Source organism: Bacteroides sp. 214 (assembly GCF_010501015.1).
GTDB lineage: Bacteria > Bacteroidota > Bacteroidia > Bacteroidales > Bacteroidaceae > Bacteroides.
The window spans coordinates 51,319-72,508 of the sequence record NZ_QVML01000006.1; the positions used below are offsets into that span (position 1 = coordinate 51,319).

The window sequence follows — 21,190 nt, forward strand, 5'->3', positions numbered from 1 at the left end:
AAAGGTAAAAAAATATACTGTGTTCGAAAATAATAGTTAATTTTGAACACAATGATGACTATTGGACAATATTTTAGTTTAATATATATGATGGTTCCTGCCTATTCGGCGGCTACTGTGTCTATATTATTGCTGTTGTCGTTGCGTCATACAACTTCGCGTACTGAATGTAAAGTTAAACAGATATTCTTCTGGTGTTTCTTTCTAACAACTATCTCTTGGCTCTCTACATTTATGTTTTTCTATCTTCCCGAAGGATTTGTTTACATGAACGTTTTGTGCTATTTTTCTTATTTGATGGCAGAGGTGTTGTTTTATCATTTTTTCTATATTCTTACTCAGACTCAATCGGATAAGGAATTTAATCGTTGGCATTATTTATTACCAGTATTGATAAGTGTTACGTTATTGGTTTGGTCTTTCTTTGTACCCTTCGAAACCCAACTTATGATTATAGAAGGGCGTAAGTACTATGTACCCGAAGGTTATGAACTGTATACACAATTCTTCTTTTCCAGAACAGAAGTAAGCTTGCTTTTTGGACTGGTATATATTGCGATTACAATTGTGCGGTTACGCAGGTATACTACCTATGTATATGAACATCCGGGTTTATGTAAAAAAACGATTCTCAGTGTTCATTTGTTGCTACTTCTTACTGTCTCTTCAATCTTTTGTTCGTTGTTGGGCACTCTCTATCCTTATGAGGAGGTATATAAATCGCCATTAACAATGATTGCGTGTGCACTTATTGTGCTACAGCAGATCGTTTTAACCTACTATATAGTAACCAAGCAATTCCTATCGCACATACTAATTCCATTGAAGGAGATAAAGGTATTAAAGCCAGAGATTGAAGTTAAAATTCCTTCACAGCAATCAGCTATAGAACAACAAAAACAGCGACCAGCTCGTAATTTGAATCAAAAAGAGTTTGAACTCTACATAAAGCAAGAGAAACCATATATTAATCCGCAATTTAAGATGGAGAGTGTGGTAAGTGAGTTTAATACGAATCGCACGTATGTGTCCAAATTTATAAACCAAACATACGGAATGAACTTCAATAGATATATTAATCAGTTGAGGTTACGCGAATTTGACAGGATTGCCGCATTGCCTATAAATGCAGGGAAAGCACATTTTTTGTTGGTTACCAAGGCTGGGTTTAAGGACACAAAGCACTATATGCGTGCATTGAAAGCGAAAGGAAACGAGGAATTATGATGGATACGGAATTTATAGTAAAGGTCGTGACATTATCTTCGACTATGTTCTCGGCATTGATATGCTCTGTTTTATGTTTTATATATAACAGAGAAACGGAAGATTCTACTCAAAAGAAGCCTTCTGCAATTATAAGTGTCTCATTTTTTGTAGGTTCTTTGTGCTGGGCAGGTGCTATTGTTTACCTGATTAACGCAAATCTGTTTGTTTGGTTTAATTATCTTTTCTTCGGGGTGTTAATGTATAATCAGGTATTATTGTACTATTTTGTGTTTACATTAACGCAAGTAGATAACCGGCAGAAATTTCGCAAAATACACTTTATCATTCCTTCCATTATCGTGTTGATTACGGGTGTTTGCTCTAGTCTGATTCCATTTGAAGAGAGGTGCGAACTTGTACGAAGCGGAGGTTTTATCCTATCCGGATATCCTGTCCGCTCATTTTTATTCTCTTCCTCCACATTGATTTTCTGTATCTACAATATTACCTATTCTACATTAGATTTGCTTAGGGTGCGCAACTACAGGAGGGAGGTTATCAACTATTCTGCCGACAACGAAAAGAATTCAGCATCATGGATGTACCTCTTTGTTGTGTTAACGTTAATCAATATACCGCTTCCGCTTGGTGCTACAGTTGTAAATCGGAATATGATTTTGACGGTGCCACTTACAACAATAGGTGCTTTGATGGCGCTACTGCAACATTGTATAATTTTATACAACCTGTTGTCTAAAAACTATGTACTCATAGATAATAAAGAGTGGAGGTACAGTTTGGCAAGCAGGCATGCAAAGATTAATCATAAGCAGTTTCAGGCGTATATTATAGAGAAAAAGCCATATCTAAACCCCAACTTAAAGGTAACGGACCTTTGTTCCGACCTTCTTACCAACCGCAGCTATCTTTCTGCCTATATAAATAAAGAATATGGCATGAACTTCTGTAGCTACATTAATGGACTTAGGTTAAGAGAGCTCGAACGATTGCGTACAACATCTTCTGCTGCCGATGCTCCGTTGGATTTGATACATAGAGCAGGTTTCAATAGCTATCGCAGCTATCTCCGAGCAAAAAATGATGAAGATGAGCAAAGAGTATTGAAGATCTTTGAATAACAACAAACTCCGTAAACATTCTATTGGCGCATAATGAAGTAACAGTCATTATCGAAAACAACTCCGTCATAACGCTCCTCTGCTAGGCGGAGCGTGCCCTCATAAGTAAATCCACATTTTATTAATACGCTCTTTGACCCTTCGTTGTAGGGATAACAGTAGGCGGAGATAAGGTCAAGTTTTAACTCCTCGAAGCCGAAACGAAGCAGAGCGCGCACAGCCTCAGTGGTAAAACCGTTTCCCCAATATTCTTCTCCGATAGCATATCCAATCATTCTTGTTTTATTGTTTTGCCTTTTAGGGTCTGGAATGATGCCAACCGTACCAAATAGTTTACCTGTTTCCTTTAACTCTATACCAAAAACATACTCTTGGTCAAGAAAAGCACACTTCATAATCTCGCGTGTTTCCTCAATACTTTCATGTGGCTTCCACCCAGCATTGATTCCAACGTTCTTGCTTTGAGAATATTCAAAAATAGCTTCTGCGTCGTTTGCTACTATTGGACGGAGAATCAAACGTTCTGTTTCTATCATTTTCATATACTGGTTGTTTTTTTACACATCGGGTTTTTTTGAAACTCCTCCCAGTCTGCTTTTAATCGTTCTTCAAGAGAAATTAGAAAGTGATGCTGTTCATTCAGATTTACGGGGTTTTTCTTAATGAGATAAATATACTCCAGAAGATTAAAACAAATTGTGTATTGTCCGGTAGCTACAAGTGCGTCGTGCACACCGTTTTTCTTATCTTCTTCACTAAACCAAAGTGTAGTTCCCATAGATGCTGCCTTCTCTGATGTTTGCTGGATAGCTTCGCTCGGTTTCAAGTATTCAGGTATTTCTTTCTTTTTTAATTTGGAAACCCATGATTCTCCCGGACGAAGTTCATAAACGCCATTCATTATGACTCGGTTATTCCACGATTCTTTATTGTATGCTGTGCGATAATTCATTCTGCGCAGGTGTTTCATGAATACAGTTGTTGTCAACATTAATACTGAATTAACGCGATTAACTACCAATGTGGCAATATCTCCCACTTTAAGATTGCTGATTGCTTGAAAGCTGTTTTTTATAATCGACCCTTTTATTAAATCAAGAACTTTGTTTTTTAGGATGGAATAATATACAAGCAACGCTGCTACAATAGCCCAGACAGCGAAAAGAACTCCAGAAATAAAAGAACCGGGGGCAAAATAAAACGAGAGCCCCGTCAGTAAAGTCATTGCAAATCCGCCTGCCCAGAGAAACGAGGATAGTTTCTTTAACGTGAGTTTATTCAGTTTTGCCGGTAGTTCTACATCGGTAGTTTTATAGGCGTCCATATACGGACTGGCCACATCAGAAATAATAACCAGGTCGAAACCTGCTTCTTTTTCTCCAGATGCTGCTTTTACCATTCTGTCGTCTGCCAATATGATTGGCTCTATTCCCTGATTGTCTACAATTCCACCATCCATAATTCCGATAGCTTCTCTCTTTGCTATGTATTCTTTTACTTCCTGCGAATCTCCCAAATCGAAGTCGGTCGGAAACATTAGAGGCTCAAATCCACTCGGGAAACAAGAAGAGCATGCCAGTATTTCAGAAAGACGAATGTGTTTTGCTATGGTGCGAGAGATGGGGGTGGAATAATTCCCGATTATACCATATCCGGTATTCGATTCCTGTCTGCCTGCCGTTGCCTGAAAGCGGAAAGGAAGAGCATTAACAAAATCAGTCGCATTAGCAGAGAATTGTTGAATGTGGTTCTTACTCAACCCATCCATTACTTCACCGAAACGTGCACCATCGAACAGCTTATCGTTGTAGATGTTGGCCATCGTTCGTATCAGAGATACTGTTTGACCTTTATCTTTTTCATGTAGATGATTCATGGCGGTTGTCGGCAGATCTACCTCCGTCAAAAAGTGATAAAGTTTTTTGAATATCTCTTCGGGCAGTTCGTTGCGACTTACGCCCAGCATATACCGAAGACCAGTTATTGTTCCTCCCGAAATAGTAGACATGGCATGAATGCGGTCAAGTAAACTTCCTTCATCCAACTTAAAAGAGTAAAGATAAGACAATACACCCAGATGGAAAGTTGCTGCTCTATATCCTCCTCCGGAGAATGTCAGAGCTATTTTAAGATTAGAGTTGGCAGACATAATATTAAAGAGTAATATTGTTTTGCATCCTCTCAAGGTATTGATTGCTGAAATCAATCTTGAGCTCCACCCAGAGAGGTAAATGGTCCGACATCTGGAAAGTGCGCCACTTAGAGAGATAGTAACTCTCAATTTGTTTTTCAGTCTTTCCATCTGTGTTTTTTCTGTCGAAATACGATCTATACGTATTCAAATCTTCAGGGGTATAGACAGACTTTGTGAAATTGAAAGCACCGGCTTTTTGATCTTTTTCGGAAAAAATTGTCATTGTTTGGTCCAGTTTCAGATTGAATGCGATTTGGTCGTAATGTTTTGTTGCGCCTAAATCGGAAGGATGTTCCTTGATACAATCCGGTATAGAAAAACCATTTTTCTCCAAAGCTTGCATCATTTCATCTCCGCATTTTGGGATATTAAAGTCTCCTAGAAGGACGTAGCTTGTTTCTTCCTTCTTAGAACGATTGGTAAGAAACTTTGCAATGCTTTCTATTTCCGCTACCCGACGTGGGTCTACCCCACTTGATTTTCCATAGTAAATATGCACAGTTACCAGGTGGAATTTGAACCAACCAGCCTGAAATGCAACACAGAAAGGCGAACGAGCGAACTGGTGTTCGTCTAGGATAAGCTTGTTGCCGGGCAAGACAATTTCTCCTGCCATTTTGCGGAAAAAGACTTTATTCTTATCATAGAGGTAAGCTGTTCTTTCTCCTCCTCCAGCTGTTCCATCCGTGCTATCTGTTACGATGTAATCCCAATTCGAACCCATCAGGCTAACAAGGTGTTCCAGACCTTTTAGGTTGGCAGCAACTTCTTGAATAGCAATTAAATCGAAACGACTGGCAATCTCAGCAATGTAGTATAAGCTTTCTAATCTCCGGTTGTCTCCAAACTCCCGGATGTTCCAGGTTGCAAGTAACAATGTGTCGGTAGCTGTCTTTGATGGGATTTCCTTATCCAATTGGGAACGCAGCAATAATATTTTATTTATTGCACGTAATCGTTCCTCTTTATCCCTGATTTTTTTTAATGGCGAGTAGTAGGGCATAATATTAGTGTGTTGATTTTCAACAAAAGTAGTAAACTATGTTATATATCAGTACATAAAGGTAAATTATTTTATTCTGTTTTTGTGTATGGAAGAAGTACTTAGGGTTTAAAACCCCGTTTGCACACAAACAAAAAGACCCTCGGAACTTCCGAAGGTCTTTTTGTGCGGACTGAAGGCAGCAGAAGCTGCTAATTAACCGACTGAATATCTTTATTTTGCAAATTCAGAAAACCCATAGGGTTACGAATAAGTCACGATTTTAATGCACCGGGTTGCAACGTCTTGCGTTGGTGGGGGTTGGTAAGGTCAAAAGTATAAAAATTAAAATTGAATTTTCCATATTCCACAAGCCAGTTTGGAAAATTTGTTTTGACGAATATTGATATTTTGTAGTTTCCATTCTGTATCATCAATAACTTTTGTAATGGCATATTTACTTGTCTTGTAAATGATTTTTTTCGTTTCAAAATCTTTGTCGGCAGCCTCTTTGTTATTTTTAGAACTTTCTAAAATCGTTAAGTTGCCCAATTTATATACATTTTTGCTAAATTCATCTTCAGTAAATTTTGTTTGCCAAATAGCAGGATAGCTTTCTGGTAATATATGCTCAATGGTGCCTTTGTCTGTATCAAAATCATATAGACATCCTCCATTCTCTTGAGATTCCAGATTATATAGAGTATATCGGAGTGATTTTTTATCAGTGGAATTGTTAGTGTTAAATTGTTTTAATGAAAAATAATGCTTGAACTTTTCATCATCAACATATATACTCTTTAAATCATTTAAAACACCCTGTATAGTCGGCTTAGGATTTCTATAAAGGTTAATCGCTGCTCTGCTATAGACTTTCTCCATCTCATTAGTTTGTAATTTTGCAATGACATTATATCTATAAGAAATAACAACAATAGCCTGGAGCAAACGTTTAAAATCATTACTACCCACTTCAAATTTTTCACAAGCAACCATTAATAGTGGTTTCCATTGAGTCACTCTAAACGTTTTTAATATGATTATTGCAGTGTGATTATCTTTATCAGTATTCCATAATTCATCACCTGGAGCCGCTAAAGCCATATAATTATATGCATAGAACTCCAATCTATCTAATAGTTCAAATACTGCTTTATCCAACTTAACATAATTTTTTATCTCTTTGAAGAGATATTCTTTTGATATTTGTTTGCGTGTAGCAACTAAATAGTAACGCAAGAAAGCTGGAAAATCTTTTAAACCAACAACATCGATTATCCTCTTCCATTGATTTTTTACCTGTTGAAGATCTATATCACTTTTTGCTACTAAAGAAAATAAATAATTTTTTAATAAGTCTGTAGAGGTCAATTCTACACCTCTTGAATTTAAAGTTTCAAAAACAGTATAAGCATTTAGTTCATCTTCAACAGTTATTTGAATAAACATCATAAGCTCACCTATATCATTATTCAAAAATGAGGCTAGTTTTGCTCCTGATATATCTTTGAAATGTTTTGAAACCCTATCTTTAAAAAAAACAAATGCATTCCACATTAATTTTTCAGAATCAGAAAGCTTACTAATATTTAATGGCTTTTTAAACTTCAGCAATCTACTTTGATAGAATGAATCATTATTTTCATTCAAAAACAATTTGCTGGAATATGAAAGAGAAGATGGGTCTTTCTGGCCGATATATTGAGTCATTAACAAATTTACTCTTTCCTTATTTTCATTTTCCTCAATTTTATTTTCAACAAGTAGTTCTATCTCACTTATTATTGCAAGGACTAAAATACTTAATGTGGTAAATCGTTGCTGCCCATCTATAATCAGAAAATCTTTACTGTCATTACTTTGTAGGACGATTGAACCCATATAATGCATTTGTTTGGATTCAACAGCGATCTCAATATCATTCCATAGATCTTCCCAGTTATCCTGAGTCCAAGAATAATCTCTTTGAAATTGCGGAACACGATATATATTACTGCTATTAAAAATGTCATTTAGACTAACTGTTCTTGTTCCTAATAAATTTTTTGTTGCCATTTTTCTTTTTATTAAATTATTATACTATTTATTGTAACAGGGATTATCCAAGTTGATAAAATATAGCATATCTTCTGCATCTTATTCATACTCTTGCAATTCTATAGGAACAGTAATCCTATACTTAGGAACATAACCCCCATTTTTCACCAGTTGAAGTTTTGAAGTTCCGAGCTCTATTGTGTTTAAATTAAGATATTCAAACCATTGATGATCGGCTTTTTCTGCCATGTATAGAAACATTCGTTTGACTCTTAAATTATCTGTGTTCTCCAATAACTTTTGCAATACTTTAGGACGGAGTGTGGTCAGGTTTTCCATCACATGGTATAAATCCATATATGAATACCGTTTGGGAGCTATCAACAAACACTCAAAAAAGGCTTGCTCATGCGAAGATACCTGTGTGTTTGGATACTCCGGTTTGTAGTTCATTAATTTCGGCTTAGGAAGTGATTCTGTCGAGAAAAACTCTAATGTATAACCGAAATCATAGCTTTTTAGCCAATCAGGAACAACTTCTTGTTTCGGATGTATGATGGTTATTGTAGCTCTTCCCATAGGAATATAGTGAGCATGACCTGTTAGTTCAAAAGCAGAAAGAGCACCTATATGGAAATTCTTATTTAACTGTCTGTTATAACTCTCTAAAGCACCAAATAGGGTTGGCTTATCGCCTGTACGATACATCACACCTTTAGACAATGAGGATAACCAACCGGAATCTCTGTATTTCTTCACAAGTTGATCGGAATATCCGTTTTCCTTTAACCATGAAGAAAAGTACAACTCTTCAGGATTGCTCTTTTGCAATAGTTGGTTGATTTTATTTTTGTTTTCTACACTCATGGTTTATAATTGCGAATTAAATTCAACTTCAAAGTTATGGTTTTCTACATAAACCACCAAAGCATGGTTGAGTTTGTTTTGCTATTCTATACTTTGGGTATAGAATGAGGGCAAACTCGCTTTCGATAAAATGCCTCAGAAGCTTCTTTTTTAGGAAGAGGCAATTTCATTCTCTTTATTAGGAATTTCAGAATACATTGTGGGGGTATTTAACTCTCTCTGCTCTGGCCTAAGGTCTTGCCCTGACTCTTGCCTCGCAGCATAATTAGACCTCGCAGACTGTACTTGAATCTATTACAATTCATGACATAAGGGTATGTCATATTTGAAGTGACACACCCTCTTTCTTTTGACTACCAAGTTATAACCTTATCTACAATCTCTTGTTGCTCAGATACTGTGCGTCTAAGATAGATGCGAGTTGTCTCAATACTCTCATGTCCCATTAAATCTGCTAACAGAGAAATGTCATTGAATTTTTCCAAAAAAAATTTAGCAAAACGGTGACGAAATGAATGTGGATATACTACTTTCTCATTCAGTCCATACTTCACAGCATAGTTTTTCAGTTGCTGGGCTATCGGACTTGTTTTTCACATCACTTACAAGAACTTAACCCTATCAGCTAACTGCAGAAAATAATCATTCGACCAGATATCCAATTCTTTGGGATTCTGAATAAATGGAAGTACATCACGTTTCACCATAGCAATGTCAGTAGAAGAAAGTCTTTCTTTTAGCATAGTGGTAAAGTCCTTCTTATCCATATCCATACCGTTAAACTCTTTGGCTCTGATTTGTAGATGGGCAAAATCGAGTGAAACATTATGCCGTACATACCATTCAAAATCGTACCAGTCTCGACCTTTTACCCGAGTTTTCCAATTACGAAATAACAAAGCGTGCATCTTTCCTGCATATAAATCGGGAAGAGTAAAACAACGGGTCATAAATGAAAAAGGCATCAACGACAGTTTCTGCTCTGTAGTAAACCCAAGAGGTGGATCAATATCAACCTCTATCTTGATTTTTAAATCTTTTTCCGTTTTGAACTTAACGTCATATATTGCCGTGTCATCCTTTAAAAAGGCCGATTCAACTTTTGTTTCTTTCTTCTTTTCCTTGCGAGTAATAACAATATCACGACCTGCTGCTTTGAATTCATCTATAATAGCAGGAAAATAGCTTTCCAGATCAAACGTCTCATCTTTTCCGACAAGAGAGAAATCCATATCTTCGCTGAATCGAGGAAGCTCATGAAAGATTCTCAAGCAAGTACCTCCATAAAAAGCCGCCTTATCGAAGAATCCTCCACGGTATAATCCCGCAAGCGTTATTTCTTGCATTACTTCGTGTATTGCATTTCTCTTTTGCTCATTAGTTTTTATCTCGTATCTCGAGAGCATTTGTTCAAATATGTTCATGATTCTAAGAAATTTAATAAGATTTGTAATGCTTCCTTTTTCTTCCCGACTTCTAAACACTCTTTTACAATATTAAAATCTATCACCTCTAAGCTGGACATATCAAACCGCAAATCTTCTTTTAAGTAAGCCACTAAAGCTTTTTCTGACTGTATTCGCAAGTGTGGCGTTGTGGTAATCATATCACATAAAGCCTTTTCGGGGGTCGCTATCAGGAAAGTATATCTGTTTTCAATTGTTTCCTGCTTTATGCCAATGGCGTAATAAGCATCGTTTGTTGTTATGTATTCGAAATTGGCTATCGAATTCTCAAAGGACTTTGAGCGATTGGTTGTCAAGGAGCGAACAGTATATACTTGTTCAGGAATCAATCCGTAATAGCGCAAAGCACTCTCCATAGAAACATAAGATGGACCATATATATGATTCGCAATCAGTTCTAGGGATAACAGTTGCTTGCTTACTTCGGGTGATACAACATACATTCCTCTTTTCAGTCGGATTATCTTTCCTGCCTGTTCAAGATTGGCAATCTTGTTTCGGGGGGAATGATAACCTACAAACAGCGAACGTAATACCGCATAGTCAACCGGTATTATGCCTAATTGTTCTAATTCTTCCATATTTCATGCGTAATTGACGAACAAATATAGTAATTTTTGCACACTTAGTTGAATAAAAAAAGAATAACTGCGCAAAAATTGCTAAACCAAACCAAAATATATCCAAATCGGTGACAAACCCACTGCTCTATTGGTTTTCATACTCCATAAGTCTGGACGAGCATTATGTCTTGAGGTAAATTCAGTCCTATCTCCATTAAGAGTTATTCTTATTGCAATAGGTAGTTCACCATTTTATCTTTTCTTAATTGGAAGTTTACTTTAAATGTTGTTTTTGCCATAATTTTTGCAGTTTTAGATGTTAAATTGGTGGCAAAGTCAATTAACTATAAATTGCTACCCAAACTCTTTCTTTGGAAGTATAAATTAATTAATCTGATTTTGGTATCGATTTTCATTAACTATCTGATAATCCGCACCATACATTTCAATTACACACAAACAAAAAGACCCTCGGAACTTCCGAAGGTCTTCTTTGTGCGGCTGAAGGGACTCAACCGTTATTTAGCCTATGTAGCTGATTTTCAGTTAATTGTATATTGCTCGACAATGAGACTGCACAAAATGACTGCACAAAACAGCTGATTCCAAAGAACGATTATTGATTTTTGTTGGGGCAAATATGCAACTAAATTTGAAAACAAACAATCATTCGCAAGAAAATAAATATCAGTAAGATAGAAGAATTTTTGAAAAATTTGGAGGTAATTACTTTCAAAACCACAAACTAACTGCACAAATTACAGAACAAACAAACAAAGCAAATCAAAGCCACCCAGCCAACATAAAGAAAAAAATAAGAGGGTGGGTACTTCCTCCAGTACGGATACTATATATAAATTCCACCCGTTTTTTCTGAATTTCGTTTTTTTAGATAGATTTTCATCGCAAAAAAATGGTATCAAAAACGAGCCAACCGATAACCAAAAGCACAGAAAAGCAACCGCCATTTGAAGACATTTCAGCCTTTTTAGGGTCATCCTCATCTTCATCCTCATCCTCAAACCAATCCGTTAGTTCATTTGTATTCTGGTGGTAGTCGAAGTCTTCCCAGTCGTTGTTATCGTCCATTTCTTATTCTTTGCTATTGGAATGTATTATAGCATTCATCAACGAATTTATTTCATTTGCTTTTGACGCATTGCTTCCTAAATTAAGACCGACTTGTGGAGTTGCTATACTATTTATCCCGACATATACGGTATATGTTGTCCTATCAGGCTCTCTAAGCACTTGAGTTGTGGTTTTGACATTATATTTTTTCCCCATTCCCCACAAAATCTGCTCCTCTGCTAATTCGTATTCATCTGGTTTTGTTATGTGTTTCTCAGCTCCTCTAATTGTTTTTGTTTCTATTTTACAAGAAATAATGTCATCAAAAGAATATCTTTCGTTATAGATGAACACTACTCGACCTTTCTCATATACATATATTTGGTCTTCTTCGCCAATAGTAAAGTTTATTGTTTTCGTGAGCTTACCAAACTGGCTTTCTCTTTCCATAATTTCTTTAGCCCATGCTTCTTTTCGCATTTCTATTCTTTTCTTCCTTTCTTCTGCTTTCTTCTGCTTTTCTTCCTTTTTTAGAACTGCATCCTTATCATAAGATGCAAACAAATGAACTAAGGTTATTACAACAACAAAAACAAAAACAATAAGCAATAAATCTATAATATCCATATCATTTAAAGACCCACTGTTCCCAAGTGAGCTTTAATAAATAATGAAAGCGTGGGAACTGTAGCCATCACTTTATCAGAGGCTCTGGACTGCCCAACAACAAGCAATAACAACAGCCCACGCCCTTATCGTATATTTGAAATATACAACTGGACGTAAGCCGTTCGTTATCATCTTTGTTGTTTGGAATTGTCCAGATTCCTGATATAAGATAATATCTAAACGCTTACTAAGTAAATACACCTCATCGTTGAGGCTCTGCAAAGGTAGTGGAATATGTTAAAATTTCAAACCTATGTAAGCGAAATTTTCTATTCATAAACGAATTAAAAATTAAAATATTTAGAACAATGAAGACATTAAATTTTAGACTACGGTCGTTTGTTAGCGAATTGAAGAAAAAGTACGGCTACACCATTAACAAATCATATCGGTCAATCGCTACCGATATTGAGGGATTAAGCCACGTAACCGTTAAAACGTATTTGTATCAATTAGAACAACTGGGGTACATCAGAATTGAAAACAAAGGTACTCACAGGCAAATGTACATCTTTACGGACAAATTTCAAAATTATGAAGATTAATGAGTGAAAAAACATCAAACAATACATTGTCATTGGATTGTGCAACATTAACGGGTTGGTGTGTTGCAGTTGAAACAAGAGTAACCGAGTGGGGCGAAATTAAGCTAAAACAAGGAGAATTAGATTTATGGAAGTTTCTCAGTAACATAACAGCAAAATACAAAGTTACCCGAATAGTAGCTGAAAGCATATTTTTATCTAAAAATGTGAAGACATTCCAACGGCTTGCAAACTATCACGGTGTATTAAATCTTTATTGCCAGTTACACAACATAGAACTAATAACAAAAGGCTATCAGCCTACAGAATGGAAACGAGCATTAATAAGAGACCCGTTCGCAAGCAAAGACAAAATAAAAGACTACATCAATAAAAGGCTAAGAACATGTATTCAATCCGACAATATAACGGACGCAATAGCAATTCTTTTTGTGTGGTTGAAAAGGCAATGTAGCAAGTGACTGGTATTTATTATATATAATAGTATAATAAATACCTAAAAATATAGTCTATCATTTAGTAGCGACATAGAGACATCATATCTATACGGAAAACGGCAAAAAAGCCCTCAAATGTTACTACTAAATGATAGCAACATCAAACATAAACACAAACCAATGTTACTACTAAATGATAGCAACATAAAAATAAAAAATTAATGAATAACGACATCATATTACTATCAGTCCTAACAGCACAGGAATACACGACCCTGCAACTAATACATCACATTAGAGAGAAAATAAAATCATCATCAAGTCAAAAAGAAGAGCCAAAATTCACACTACAGCAAAATTACATAAAGTCATTTTTAGGCTTTTCTCCTAATACGGTGGTATCAGCTATAGACAAACTGTGTACACTTAAAATTATATCCGAAATATCAAATAAATACGGAGAGTGCGCTACATACCAATTTAACGTAAAAGAGTACCGTTCACTAATTAATAAAGCAAAGAAACAAGAGCGTACAATAATAACAGGACGTAAAAAAAAGACTAAACAAATAATATCAGCCGAAACCGCATTAAACCGTATTGTAGGAAAAAGCATAATTAAGAACAGGCTACAACAAGATACATAGAACCCTATCTGCGTGGCAAAATGCACAAGAAGCAAGCAACAAGCAATGAATTATTTTAACAACAGCTTTTAGCTTCACTGTTTCGGAAATTAGGCACTTTCTCTATAAAAGGGTAGCTTTCCCAGTTAAAAAAAGAAAGTGTCTTAAAACGCAAATAAAACGCCTCCTTGCTCAAACAGTAAAGAGGCGTATCTATTATTTACCTATAAAGCCTTTCGGTTAGAGTTCTTGCAACAACTCTTTTTTACAATCATCATCAACATCATCCCAAACATTTAATACATAGTTATAATCCATTAAAAGGCATACAGTGTCTACAAACAGCTTCTTAAATAGTGGGTATGCCTCCAGTTCGTCTATATAGTCATCTACACCGTACACCTTCACGGGCTTGTTGTACTTTACTTCCATATCAATTATAAATTCTATTAGAGGTTCATTGTAGCTTGCTTCATGCTCAACCAAACAGAACACCGATACATCTTCAATATCAGCAAAAACGCCCTTAAAAGAGCTTTCTATAATCGTTTCAATTTTCATATTACTTCTTATTTGCGTTATAATAATGTTTTTCTAACATCTTTACGGACGTGCCACCGTGTTTGGCTAATTCGATAATATTCGTTCCTTTGGCGTTAACTTTATGCGTAAATGTAGAGCGTCTAAATACGTAGGTAGTCAGCTTGTCTATTTCTTGTGGCTTAATTACGTCTTGAACCTTAGATAAAAAATTGTCTATTTTCTCAATCAATCGTTGTTTGCGTAGATACCATTTATTGAAGCTATCTACATCATCCATTTGCCAGTCTCTTTGATTGATAGCAAAGGGGAATATATAGCCTTTAGTAGATTTACCAGCATACTTGTTGATTATTGATTGTGCCGTTTTAGTTATTGGAACGTTTACAACTGCATTTTCTAACTTGTCGCCTTTATAGTTCTTCTTCTTTATCGGAATATATAGAATACATCTTTCTCCATTATCTATTACAATATCTTTCTTTTTCAAAACAACAACATCACAAGGGCGTATCATCATCTCATACATGAAAATACAAAAGTCACGATATAGTTCTTTATAATACGTTGAGTTACTTCCAGCCCACGCAATTAAAGATAAATCTAAATCAACAAACCGTTGATACTCTTTCATAGATAAAGCAGCACACAATTTTTTTTGTTTGGCTCTTTCGTGTGCTTGAAACGAACCCTTTATACTTCTCATATATGGGTAGGTTAATTTAATGCGTGGCATATCCTTTTTTAGAGTTTCGTTGTAGTATCGGGTTGTAGTCTTAAAGCGTTTCATTAACGGCACGTAATTAACACCGTTCAATTTGTCGTTGATATACGAGCCAAATGCTTCAAAATGTTCATCCGAAATACTCGCAATAGGAACATTGATAATACTTCCCTCGCTTTTTAACTTATTCAGCAAGGTAATGTATAGCCGGTAGTTAGTGGACGGTAAACCGTCTTTAGAGTTCTTTAGCTCTTCAATCAAAACATTAAGGTACTCTCCAAAAGTTAGCACCCTTTCAGTACATTTAGCCTCAACCTTAGCGGCTGTTTCGTTGAGGCTGTCACTAAATAACTCTTTTGGGGTTGTTGGCTTGCACGTATCAATCAATCGTTGATAGTGTTCTTTCATTAACTGCAATACATTGTTGTTCTGTATTGCTTGCTCGGTGGGTTCGTTGAAGCATTGTAGCTTCTTCTCCCAGCTGCTCCAATTAGGATTGGTTAGACCTTGAACTTCTTTGTAACATCTTGTAGAAGTTCCTTTGAGTGTCGCACATAAAGAAAAACGACTGTCTTTAAAAGAAAAAGAAAGTTTGATGTGTTCCATTTTTATAGGAATTAAAATAAAAAAAATGGAATCTTAGTTGAAACTGCACAAAACGACTGCACAAAATGACTGCACAAAATAACTAACAGTTTCAACCCATGCTGATTATATAGCCGCAAATGAGTAACCTCTAAAAGTTTGCGTTGCAATTTACAACTCCTTGTAAATCAGCTACATAATAGCTCAATTTTGGGAAAGAAAGACGTTACCTTGAACTTTCAAAATAACGTCTTTGTGCGGCTGAAGGGACTCGAACCCCCACGCCTCTCGGCACCAGATCCTAAGTCTGGCGTGGCTACCAATTACACCACAGCCGCGTGGTTTTTTCTATAGCGATGCAAAGATAGAAAGTTTTTCTTATCCGACAAATTAATTTTGAGATAAAGTAAGTTGAAAAACAATGAAAGCTTTATGGAGGTTCTGTTTTTGCCAATGAGACACTCTCTGTTTTTTTCAGTATTATTGGGTACAATAGCTCTTTCAGCTTCTTCTTTTCGTGATTTTTTTCTATAAACATATAGATATAACTCAACGCTTTATGGATATAACTCAATGCTTTATGACGACAACTTCAGGAGTTATCGTCATAAAGCATTGAGTTATGCGCAGCCTTTGTGTGATTATAGCCGACAAATGCATTTAAATAAAACGTTGCCTTTAAGTAATGTTTTTTGCGACTGTTTTCTGTATCACATCTGACTGTTTTCCGATTAGTTTCTGACTGTTTTCTTAACACAAAAACAGTCAGAAATTGGTTGTGAAGACCCTGTGAAGGATAAAAGAGGGGGCCTTCACGCGTAACTCGTTTACAATCATCTAATTACAGTGATATGTGAATGTGAAGACCTATTTCGTGAAAATTGAAAACCAGGAGGATATCTTGCTAATTGGGAGTCGGTGTTGAAAGTAATAAAATAGCTTTTTCTATAAGTGTATCAATTCCCTTACTTTCATCGCCACCCAACAGATTGATAAGTACATCCGGCTCTATACCATCTTCAATACATTCCATGTTTAGACCATAGTGGGGACTTGCCGAAAAACGAACCGACCAACCGTTGGGGAGCTCGGAAGTGAAGGGGAGTCCTGATCCGCCACCAGTTATTCCGCCTACAGTAGTTACTTGTGGTAGGCATCTCATGTTGTTTACAAAGTCGTTGGCGGCACTATAGGTTTTGCGGTTGGTAAGTACAACTACCTTCTCCTCGAACCGTACGTTTTTGCTTGGCTCAATGTATATAGCAGTAGGGCTGGAGAAATCATTGTGCCCTTTGCCGGTTTTGTGACGCAGATATCCGGTTAGCGTTTTTCTGTTGGCAAAACGCGCTGCAAGTCGTCTGTCTATACTGATTGAACCTCCGCCATTGTTGCGCACATCCACAATAATCCCCTTACAGCGTTGTAGAATATGGAACATAGCATCTAGCTCCTTGGTTTCTACATCATAAGCAAAGCTTCCTACGTAGATATAGCCAATATTGCCTTCCAGAATAGCGTACGAGATGTCTCCTAATGAGCGCACCCCACTTCCCATATATTTTCGTATCAGCATTTCATTAAAATTACTGGGATAGTTGCTATACCAATCCCAGCAACTAGATTGGTTGTCATACCCGTAAAGATTGACATGTCCGTCTTGTAGCTCATTAAGCATATCGCTGAATCGGTAAAAGAGGTCGGACTTATACATGTTGGGAGTTATTATTGCTTGGTATTTTTCGTAGATTTCATTCCAGTCTACCTCTCTTCTTCCATGAAAGCAGTAGCGTTCATCAATGATTTTCCATAGTTGTTCGAAGTTACCTTGGGGCGTATTTGGAAATTCTGTTTCGCCGATGCAGCCCGACATATTAATAAGGTATAGCAAGGCGCAAGCAAGTGATATGTGACAAAACCTTCTCATAGCACTCAATAAACAGAAGATGGTGTGGGAAGCAAGTTGTTTTTACGACGAATGCGATACAACTCTTTCACAAAACCTACCATGAAAGTATGGCTATAGGTGTGTGTTCTGATATGATTGATGCTTGATTGCTGCACATCCCACAAATAGCTAAATCGCAATGTGGAGTTTCCCAATGGAATGTCGGCAGAGAGTAGCTGACGGATGGATGGTTGATTATGTAAGGAAACAAAGCGAATAATACCATCGGTATTGCCTAGCGTAAATATCTCATAGTACGACTGTCCGTAATGGGGTGAAAACATAAATCCGGCAACGGGCGAATTGGCTTGATAGCGTAGCGTGATAGGCTTTTTCTTTATCTTTAAGTGCCAAATAAGCATAACCGAAGCATCCAGATTGATATAAGCTCGCACAGAGGCAGGGTTGTTGGAATTGTGTAGGTTATAAACAAACCCTCCATTGAAATCGCCCAATCCTCCGGTTAGTATCTTGAAGTTGTTTGTTACACGAAACTGATAATGCAGCCCATAGTTCCAATTAAATAGCCCCGAGAAAGTGTTGTTGTTGTCTGCACGGTTGTGCGTATAGCCAACATTTGCCTGAAAAAGGCTTTGTAGCGAAACATTTCCATCGAATAGTTTCGTCATTCGCATCGTTTCGCTCATCATACGAAAGTCTATACCTTTGTACTCTTGCGGGGAAAGGTATGTGTCGAACACACTGGCATAGCCAATTCCGTAAGATTTGGTGCGAATCTGATAATCTGTACTTGAAGTAATAGCCTGCGCATATAGCGTAGTTGGAACTACCCAAGAGAGGAAAAAGAATCCAACCGTTGCTATGTACAGTTTCATATACTATAGGCGTTTAGAACAATCGCATTTGTCCGGTAATCTCGTCAATAATGTCATTGTCGCTCTTGCCGTCATCGGGATCTAAGATTTCCGGTTCATCTTCAGGAGGTGTTGTTTCTTTGGGTACCTCAGGGAAACGGATAGGTTCGAGTTCGTTGATGGCCTTTACCTTAAAGGTAGTCATGCGCTTGCCCTTTGCCTTGAAGCTTCTTATTGGAGTAAATTCGTCGGCGTCAATAATCAATGGTTCGCGGAAGCTATCATTACCACCGAATATCACTTCAAAACGTGGGTAATACACTTCTGTCAGACAAATAAGTTTGCTGTTTTTGTTTTCGCCAATGTAATTGTTCTTGCGGGAAGTGGCATCCAATACAAATCGCTTAAGATACGGAAGCTTCTTCTGATCAGCATCATAAAGCGCAGCAGTCCATACTTTATTCGAATTGTATTTTTCGATAATACGCAGCGAACTGTCATAATGGTTACTCAACTCGAAATTAGTGGTGTAGAAATCACCATTGTTATCGATTACTAAGATACTGTCGCTTGTGTTGAACTCTCCTAAGTAGTCGCCGCGCCCATCATAGTTGAGGCGGAACACATCCCGGTCAAACCACACTTTACGACCACCCAGCGTAGAGCCTCCTCGCTGTTTTAGCGTTATTTTGTGTACTTCGTTTCTTGTGAGGGTGTTACCTCTTGAATTTCTTCCCTTAATGGGCACTTTAGCAAAGTCTTTCTCCAGGAATATCTGACGTAAACGCGGAATAGGCTTCAGCGTCACTTTAATAATTTCCGCCTCACCGTTGGGATTGGCAGAGAAGTAAGAAATTCGCGAGCCTTTTTTGCCTTGTGTAACATCATATTCACGGTCGCGTATCATCGACGTTACAGAGAATCGCTTAACATAGTGTGCTCCTCCTTCGCCATCCTTATAGGCTACATTATAAATGGTGCGACTGTCGTTCTTCTTGAATATACTAATATGTAAAATGTTCTTGCCTACAAACCTCTTTTCGGCAACACCGGTAATGACATATTTGCCATCTTGATAGAAGATAATTACATCGTCCAGATCGGAACAGTTGTCGATGAATTCGTCTTTTTTGAGAGAAGTTCCTATGAATCCTTCTTTGCGATTGATATAGAGCTTTTCATTGGCTTCTACAACCTTTGCAGCTTCAATGGTGTCGAAGTTGCGAAGTTCTGTTCTGCGTGGAAAGTCTTTACCATATTTATTTTTCAGATTGGTAAACCACTTAATGGTATATTTTACAATATTTGCCAGGTGATGCTCTATTTGTTCTATCTCTCCTTTCATGCGCGCAATAGCCTCGTCTGCTTTTTCGGAATTGAATTTCAAGATACGCCCCATCTTAATTTCCATCAGTCGCAAAATATCTTCTTTAGTTACCTCGCGAATAAAAGTAGGGTAGTAGGGGGTTAGTCGCTCGTCGATGTGTTCGCAAGCAGCATCCATATTCTTTGCCTCTTCAAACTGTTTATCTTTGTAGATACGTTCTTCGATGAATATTTTTTCAAGTGACGAAAAGTGAAGTGCTTCTTCTATCTCTGCTTTTTGTATTTCCAGTTCACTGCGGAGTAGTTGCAAGGTGCTGTCGGTTGATCGTTTAAGTACATCACTGATTTTAAGGAAATGAGGTTTCTGATCATCAATGATACAGCAATTAGGCGAGATGCTTACTTCGCAGTCGGTAAATGCATAAAGCGCGTCAATGGTTTTATCTGACGAAACACCCGGAGCCAGATGTACCAGGATTTCTACTTCGGCAGAAGTATTGTCATCTACTTTGCGTACTTTAATCTTTCCTTTTTCTACAGCACGGAGTATAGACTCAATCACGCTGGATGTTGTTTTCCCGTACGGAATCTCACGGATTGCTAATGTCTTATTATCTACCTTGTCTATCTTGGCACGTATCTTTACACTACCTCCACGTTCGCCGTCATTGTATTTACCTACATCAATAGAGCCACCCGTCTGAAAATCGGGATATAACTGGATTTCTTCGCCTTTAAGATAGCTTATCGAAGCATCGCAAAGTTCATTGAAATTATGTGGTAGTATTTTCGAAGAAAGTCCTACAGCAATACCCTCTACGCCTTGTGCTAGTAGTAATGGGAATTTTACAGGTAACGTGACTGGCTCTTTGTTTCTGCCATCGTAAGATAATTTCCATTCGGTAGTTTTGTTGTTGAATACCACTTCGAGAGCGAACTTAGATAAGCGTGCTTCGATGTAGCGCGGTGCGGCTGCACCATCACCGGTAAGGATATTACCCCAGTTTCCTTGGCAATCTATCAGTAAGTCCTTTTGCCCAAGTTGTACCAACGCGTCACCAATAGAAGCATCACCGTGGGGATGGAATTGCATCGTGTGTCCCACGATATTGGCTACTTTGTTGTATCTTCCGTCATCCAATCGTTTCATAGAGTGAAGGATGCGACGTTGCACTGGCTTGAAGCCATCAATGATATGCGGAACAGCACGCTCTAAAATTACGTAAGAAGCGTAGTCCAGAAACCAATTCTGGTACATTCCACTCAATTGGTGTTTTACATTTTCTTCTTGTTTGCCCGCCGGCTTGTATTCTGAAACTCCCTCTGGCTTATCATCTACGTCACTCATAACTTCAAATCTCTATTTTAATGCGTATTTTAACAACAAATCATCTTTTTTCACGGCTATATATTAAGATGTAAAGGCAAAAATACAAATTTAATTGAAAAA

General features: G+C 37.2%; 19 protein-coding genes, 1 tRNA gene and 2 pseudogenes. 5 read left to right on the forward strand and 17 right to left on the reverse strand.

Annotated features, from left to right (window positions below; genetic code table 11):
* Positions 1–51: 51 nt before the first annotated feature.
* A complete protein-coding gene (locus tag D0T50_RS06135) occupies positions 52–1,227 on the forward strand; it encodes a helix-turn-helix transcriptional regulator (RefSeq protein WP_163222634.1) in 1,176 nt (391 codons plus the stop codon).
* Positions 1,224–2,348 carry a hypothetical protein gene (locus tag D0T50_RS06140; protein WP_163222635.1) on the forward strand — a complete coding sequence of 375 codons (1,125 nt, stop codon included), beginning with the start codon at positions 1,224–1,226 and terminating at the stop codon, positions 2,346–2,348. Before D0T50_RS06135 ends, D0T50_RS06140 begins: the two co-directional genes overlap by 4 nt.
* A gap of 20 nt (positions 2,349–2,368) precedes the next feature.
* Here the strand turns inward: D0T50_RS06140 and D0T50_RS06145 are convergent, their stop codons facing one another.
* From D0T50_RS06145 to D0T50_RS06190, 11 genes and pseudogenes are all read right to left on the reverse strand, one after another.
* Complete coding sequence (locus D0T50_RS06145; RefSeq protein ID WP_203558197.1) at positions 2,369–2,890, reverse strand: GNAT family N-acetyltransferase; 522 nt, start codon at positions 2,888–2,890, stop codon at positions 2,369–2,371.
* Complete coding sequence (locus tag D0T50_RS06150; RefSeq protein WP_163222636.1) at positions 2,887–4,497, reverse strand: patatin-like phospholipase family protein; 1,611 nt, start codon at positions 4,495–4,497, stop codon at positions 2,887–2,889. The genes D0T50_RS06145 and D0T50_RS06150 overlap by 4 nt, the downstream gene beginning before the upstream one ends.
* Positions 4,498–4,501: 4 nt before the next feature.
* The gene (locus tag D0T50_RS06155) at positions 4,502–5,545 is read right to left on the reverse strand and encodes an endonuclease/exonuclease/phosphatase family protein (RefSeq protein WP_163222637.1); all 1,044 of its coding nucleotides are present in this window, start codon (positions 5,543–5,545) and stop codon (positions 4,502–4,504) included.
* 324 nt (positions 5,546–5,869) lie between these two features.
* On the reverse strand, positions 5,870–7,579 hold the full coding sequence (locus D0T50_RS06160; protein ID WP_163222638.1) for a DUF262 domain-containing protein: 1,710 nt from the start codon (positions 7,577–7,579) through the stop codon (positions 5,870–5,872).
* 81 nt (positions 7,580–7,660) lie between these two features.
* Positions 7,661–8,428 (reverse strand): type IV toxin-antitoxin system AbiEi family antitoxin, encoded by a 768-nt coding sequence (locus tag D0T50_RS06165; protein WP_163222639.1) that lies wholly within the window; start codon positions 8,426–8,428, stop codon positions 7,661–7,663.
* Positions 8,429–8,781: 353 nt separating this feature from the next.
* Positions 8,782–9,018 (reverse strand): annotated as a pseudogene (locus D0T50_RS06170) (tyrosine-type recombinase/integrase); the annotation flags it as partial.
* Between the two features lie 12 nt (positions 9,019–9,030).
* A complete protein-coding gene (locus tag D0T50_RS06175) occupies positions 9,031–9,852 on the reverse strand; it encodes a nucleotidyl transferase AbiEii/AbiGii toxin family protein (RefSeq protein WP_370520890.1) in 822 nt (273 codons plus the stop codon).
* On the reverse strand, positions 9,849–10,475 hold the full coding sequence (locus D0T50_RS06180; RefSeq protein ID WP_163222640.1) for a hypothetical protein: 627 nt from the start codon (positions 10,473–10,475) through the stop codon (positions 9,849–9,851). The genes D0T50_RS06175 and D0T50_RS06180 overlap by 4 nt, the downstream gene beginning before the upstream one ends.
* 81 nt (positions 10,476–10,556) lie before the next feature.
* A pseudogene (locus D0T50_RS13975) lies at positions 10,557–10,697 on the reverse strand (hypothetical protein); the annotation flags it as partial.
* Positions 10,698–11,357: 660 nt separating this feature from the next.
* Positions 11,358–11,546, reverse strand: a complete 189-nt coding sequence (locus D0T50_RS06185) for a hypothetical protein (RefSeq protein ID WP_163222641.1) — start codon at positions 11,544–11,546, stop codon at positions 11,358–11,360.
* A gap of 3 nt (positions 11,547–11,549) precedes the next feature.
* A complete protein-coding gene (locus D0T50_RS06190) occupies positions 11,550–12,155 on the reverse strand; it encodes a hypothetical protein (RefSeq protein WP_163222642.1) in 606 nt (201 codons plus the stop codon).
* 350 nt (positions 12,156–12,505) lie between these two features.
* Between D0T50_RS06190 and D0T50_RS06195 the strand changes: the two genes are divergently transcribed.
* From D0T50_RS06195 to D0T50_RS06205, 3 genes are all read left to right on the forward strand, one after another.
* Positions 12,506–12,742: a helix-turn-helix transcriptional regulator gene (locus tag D0T50_RS06195; RefSeq protein ID WP_163222643.1), complete on the forward strand. Its 237-nt coding sequence runs from the start codon at positions 12,506–12,508 to the stop codon at positions 12,740–12,742.
* Positions 12,742–13,203, forward strand: a complete 462-nt coding sequence (locus D0T50_RS06200; RefSeq protein ID WP_163222644.1) for a crossover junction endodeoxyribonuclease RuvC — start codon at positions 12,742–12,744, stop codon at positions 13,201–13,203. The genes D0T50_RS06195 and D0T50_RS06200 overlap by 1 nt, the downstream gene beginning before the upstream one ends.
* 197 nt (positions 13,204–13,400) lie before the next feature.
* Entirely contained in the window at positions 13,401–13,826 is a 426-nt protein-coding gene (locus D0T50_RS06205) for a hypothetical protein (protein ID WP_163222645.1), read from the forward strand.
* A gap of 219 nt (positions 13,827–14,045) precedes the next feature.
* Here D0T50_RS06205 and D0T50_RS06210 read toward each other — a convergent pair whose 3' ends face one another.
* From D0T50_RS06210 to D0T50_RS06235, 6 genes are all read right to left on the reverse strand, one after another.
* Positions 14,046–14,366 (reverse strand): hypothetical protein, encoded by a 321-nt coding sequence (locus D0T50_RS06210; protein ID WP_163222646.1) that lies wholly within the window; start codon positions 14,364–14,366, stop codon positions 14,046–14,048.
* A gap of 1 nt (position 14,367) precedes the next feature.
* A complete protein-coding gene (locus D0T50_RS06215) occupies positions 14,368–15,675 on the reverse strand; it encodes a hypothetical protein (RefSeq protein ID WP_163222647.1) in 1,308 nt (435 codons plus the stop codon).
* Positions 15,676–15,910: 235 nt separating this feature from the next.
* A tRNA-Leu gene (locus D0T50_RS06220) sits at positions 15,911–15,992 on the reverse strand.
* 566 nt (positions 15,993–16,558) lie between these two features.
* Positions 16,559–17,524: a S41 family peptidase gene (locus D0T50_RS06225; RefSeq protein WP_239058221.1), complete on the reverse strand. Its 966-nt coding sequence runs from the start codon at positions 17,522–17,524 to the stop codon at positions 16,559–16,561.
* 59 nt (positions 17,525–17,583) lie between these two features.
* Entirely contained in the window at positions 17,584–18,435 is an 852-nt protein-coding gene (locus D0T50_RS06230) for a DUF3316 domain-containing protein (protein ID WP_163222649.1), read from the reverse strand.
* Between the two features lie 13 nt (positions 18,436–18,448).
* The gene (locus D0T50_RS06235) at positions 18,449–21,088 is read right to left on the reverse strand and encodes a DNA gyrase/topoisomerase IV subunit A (RefSeq protein WP_163222650.1); all 2,640 of its coding nucleotides are present in this window, start codon (positions 21,086–21,088) and stop codon (positions 18,449–18,451) included.
* Positions 21,089–21,190: the final 102 nt, after the last annotated feature.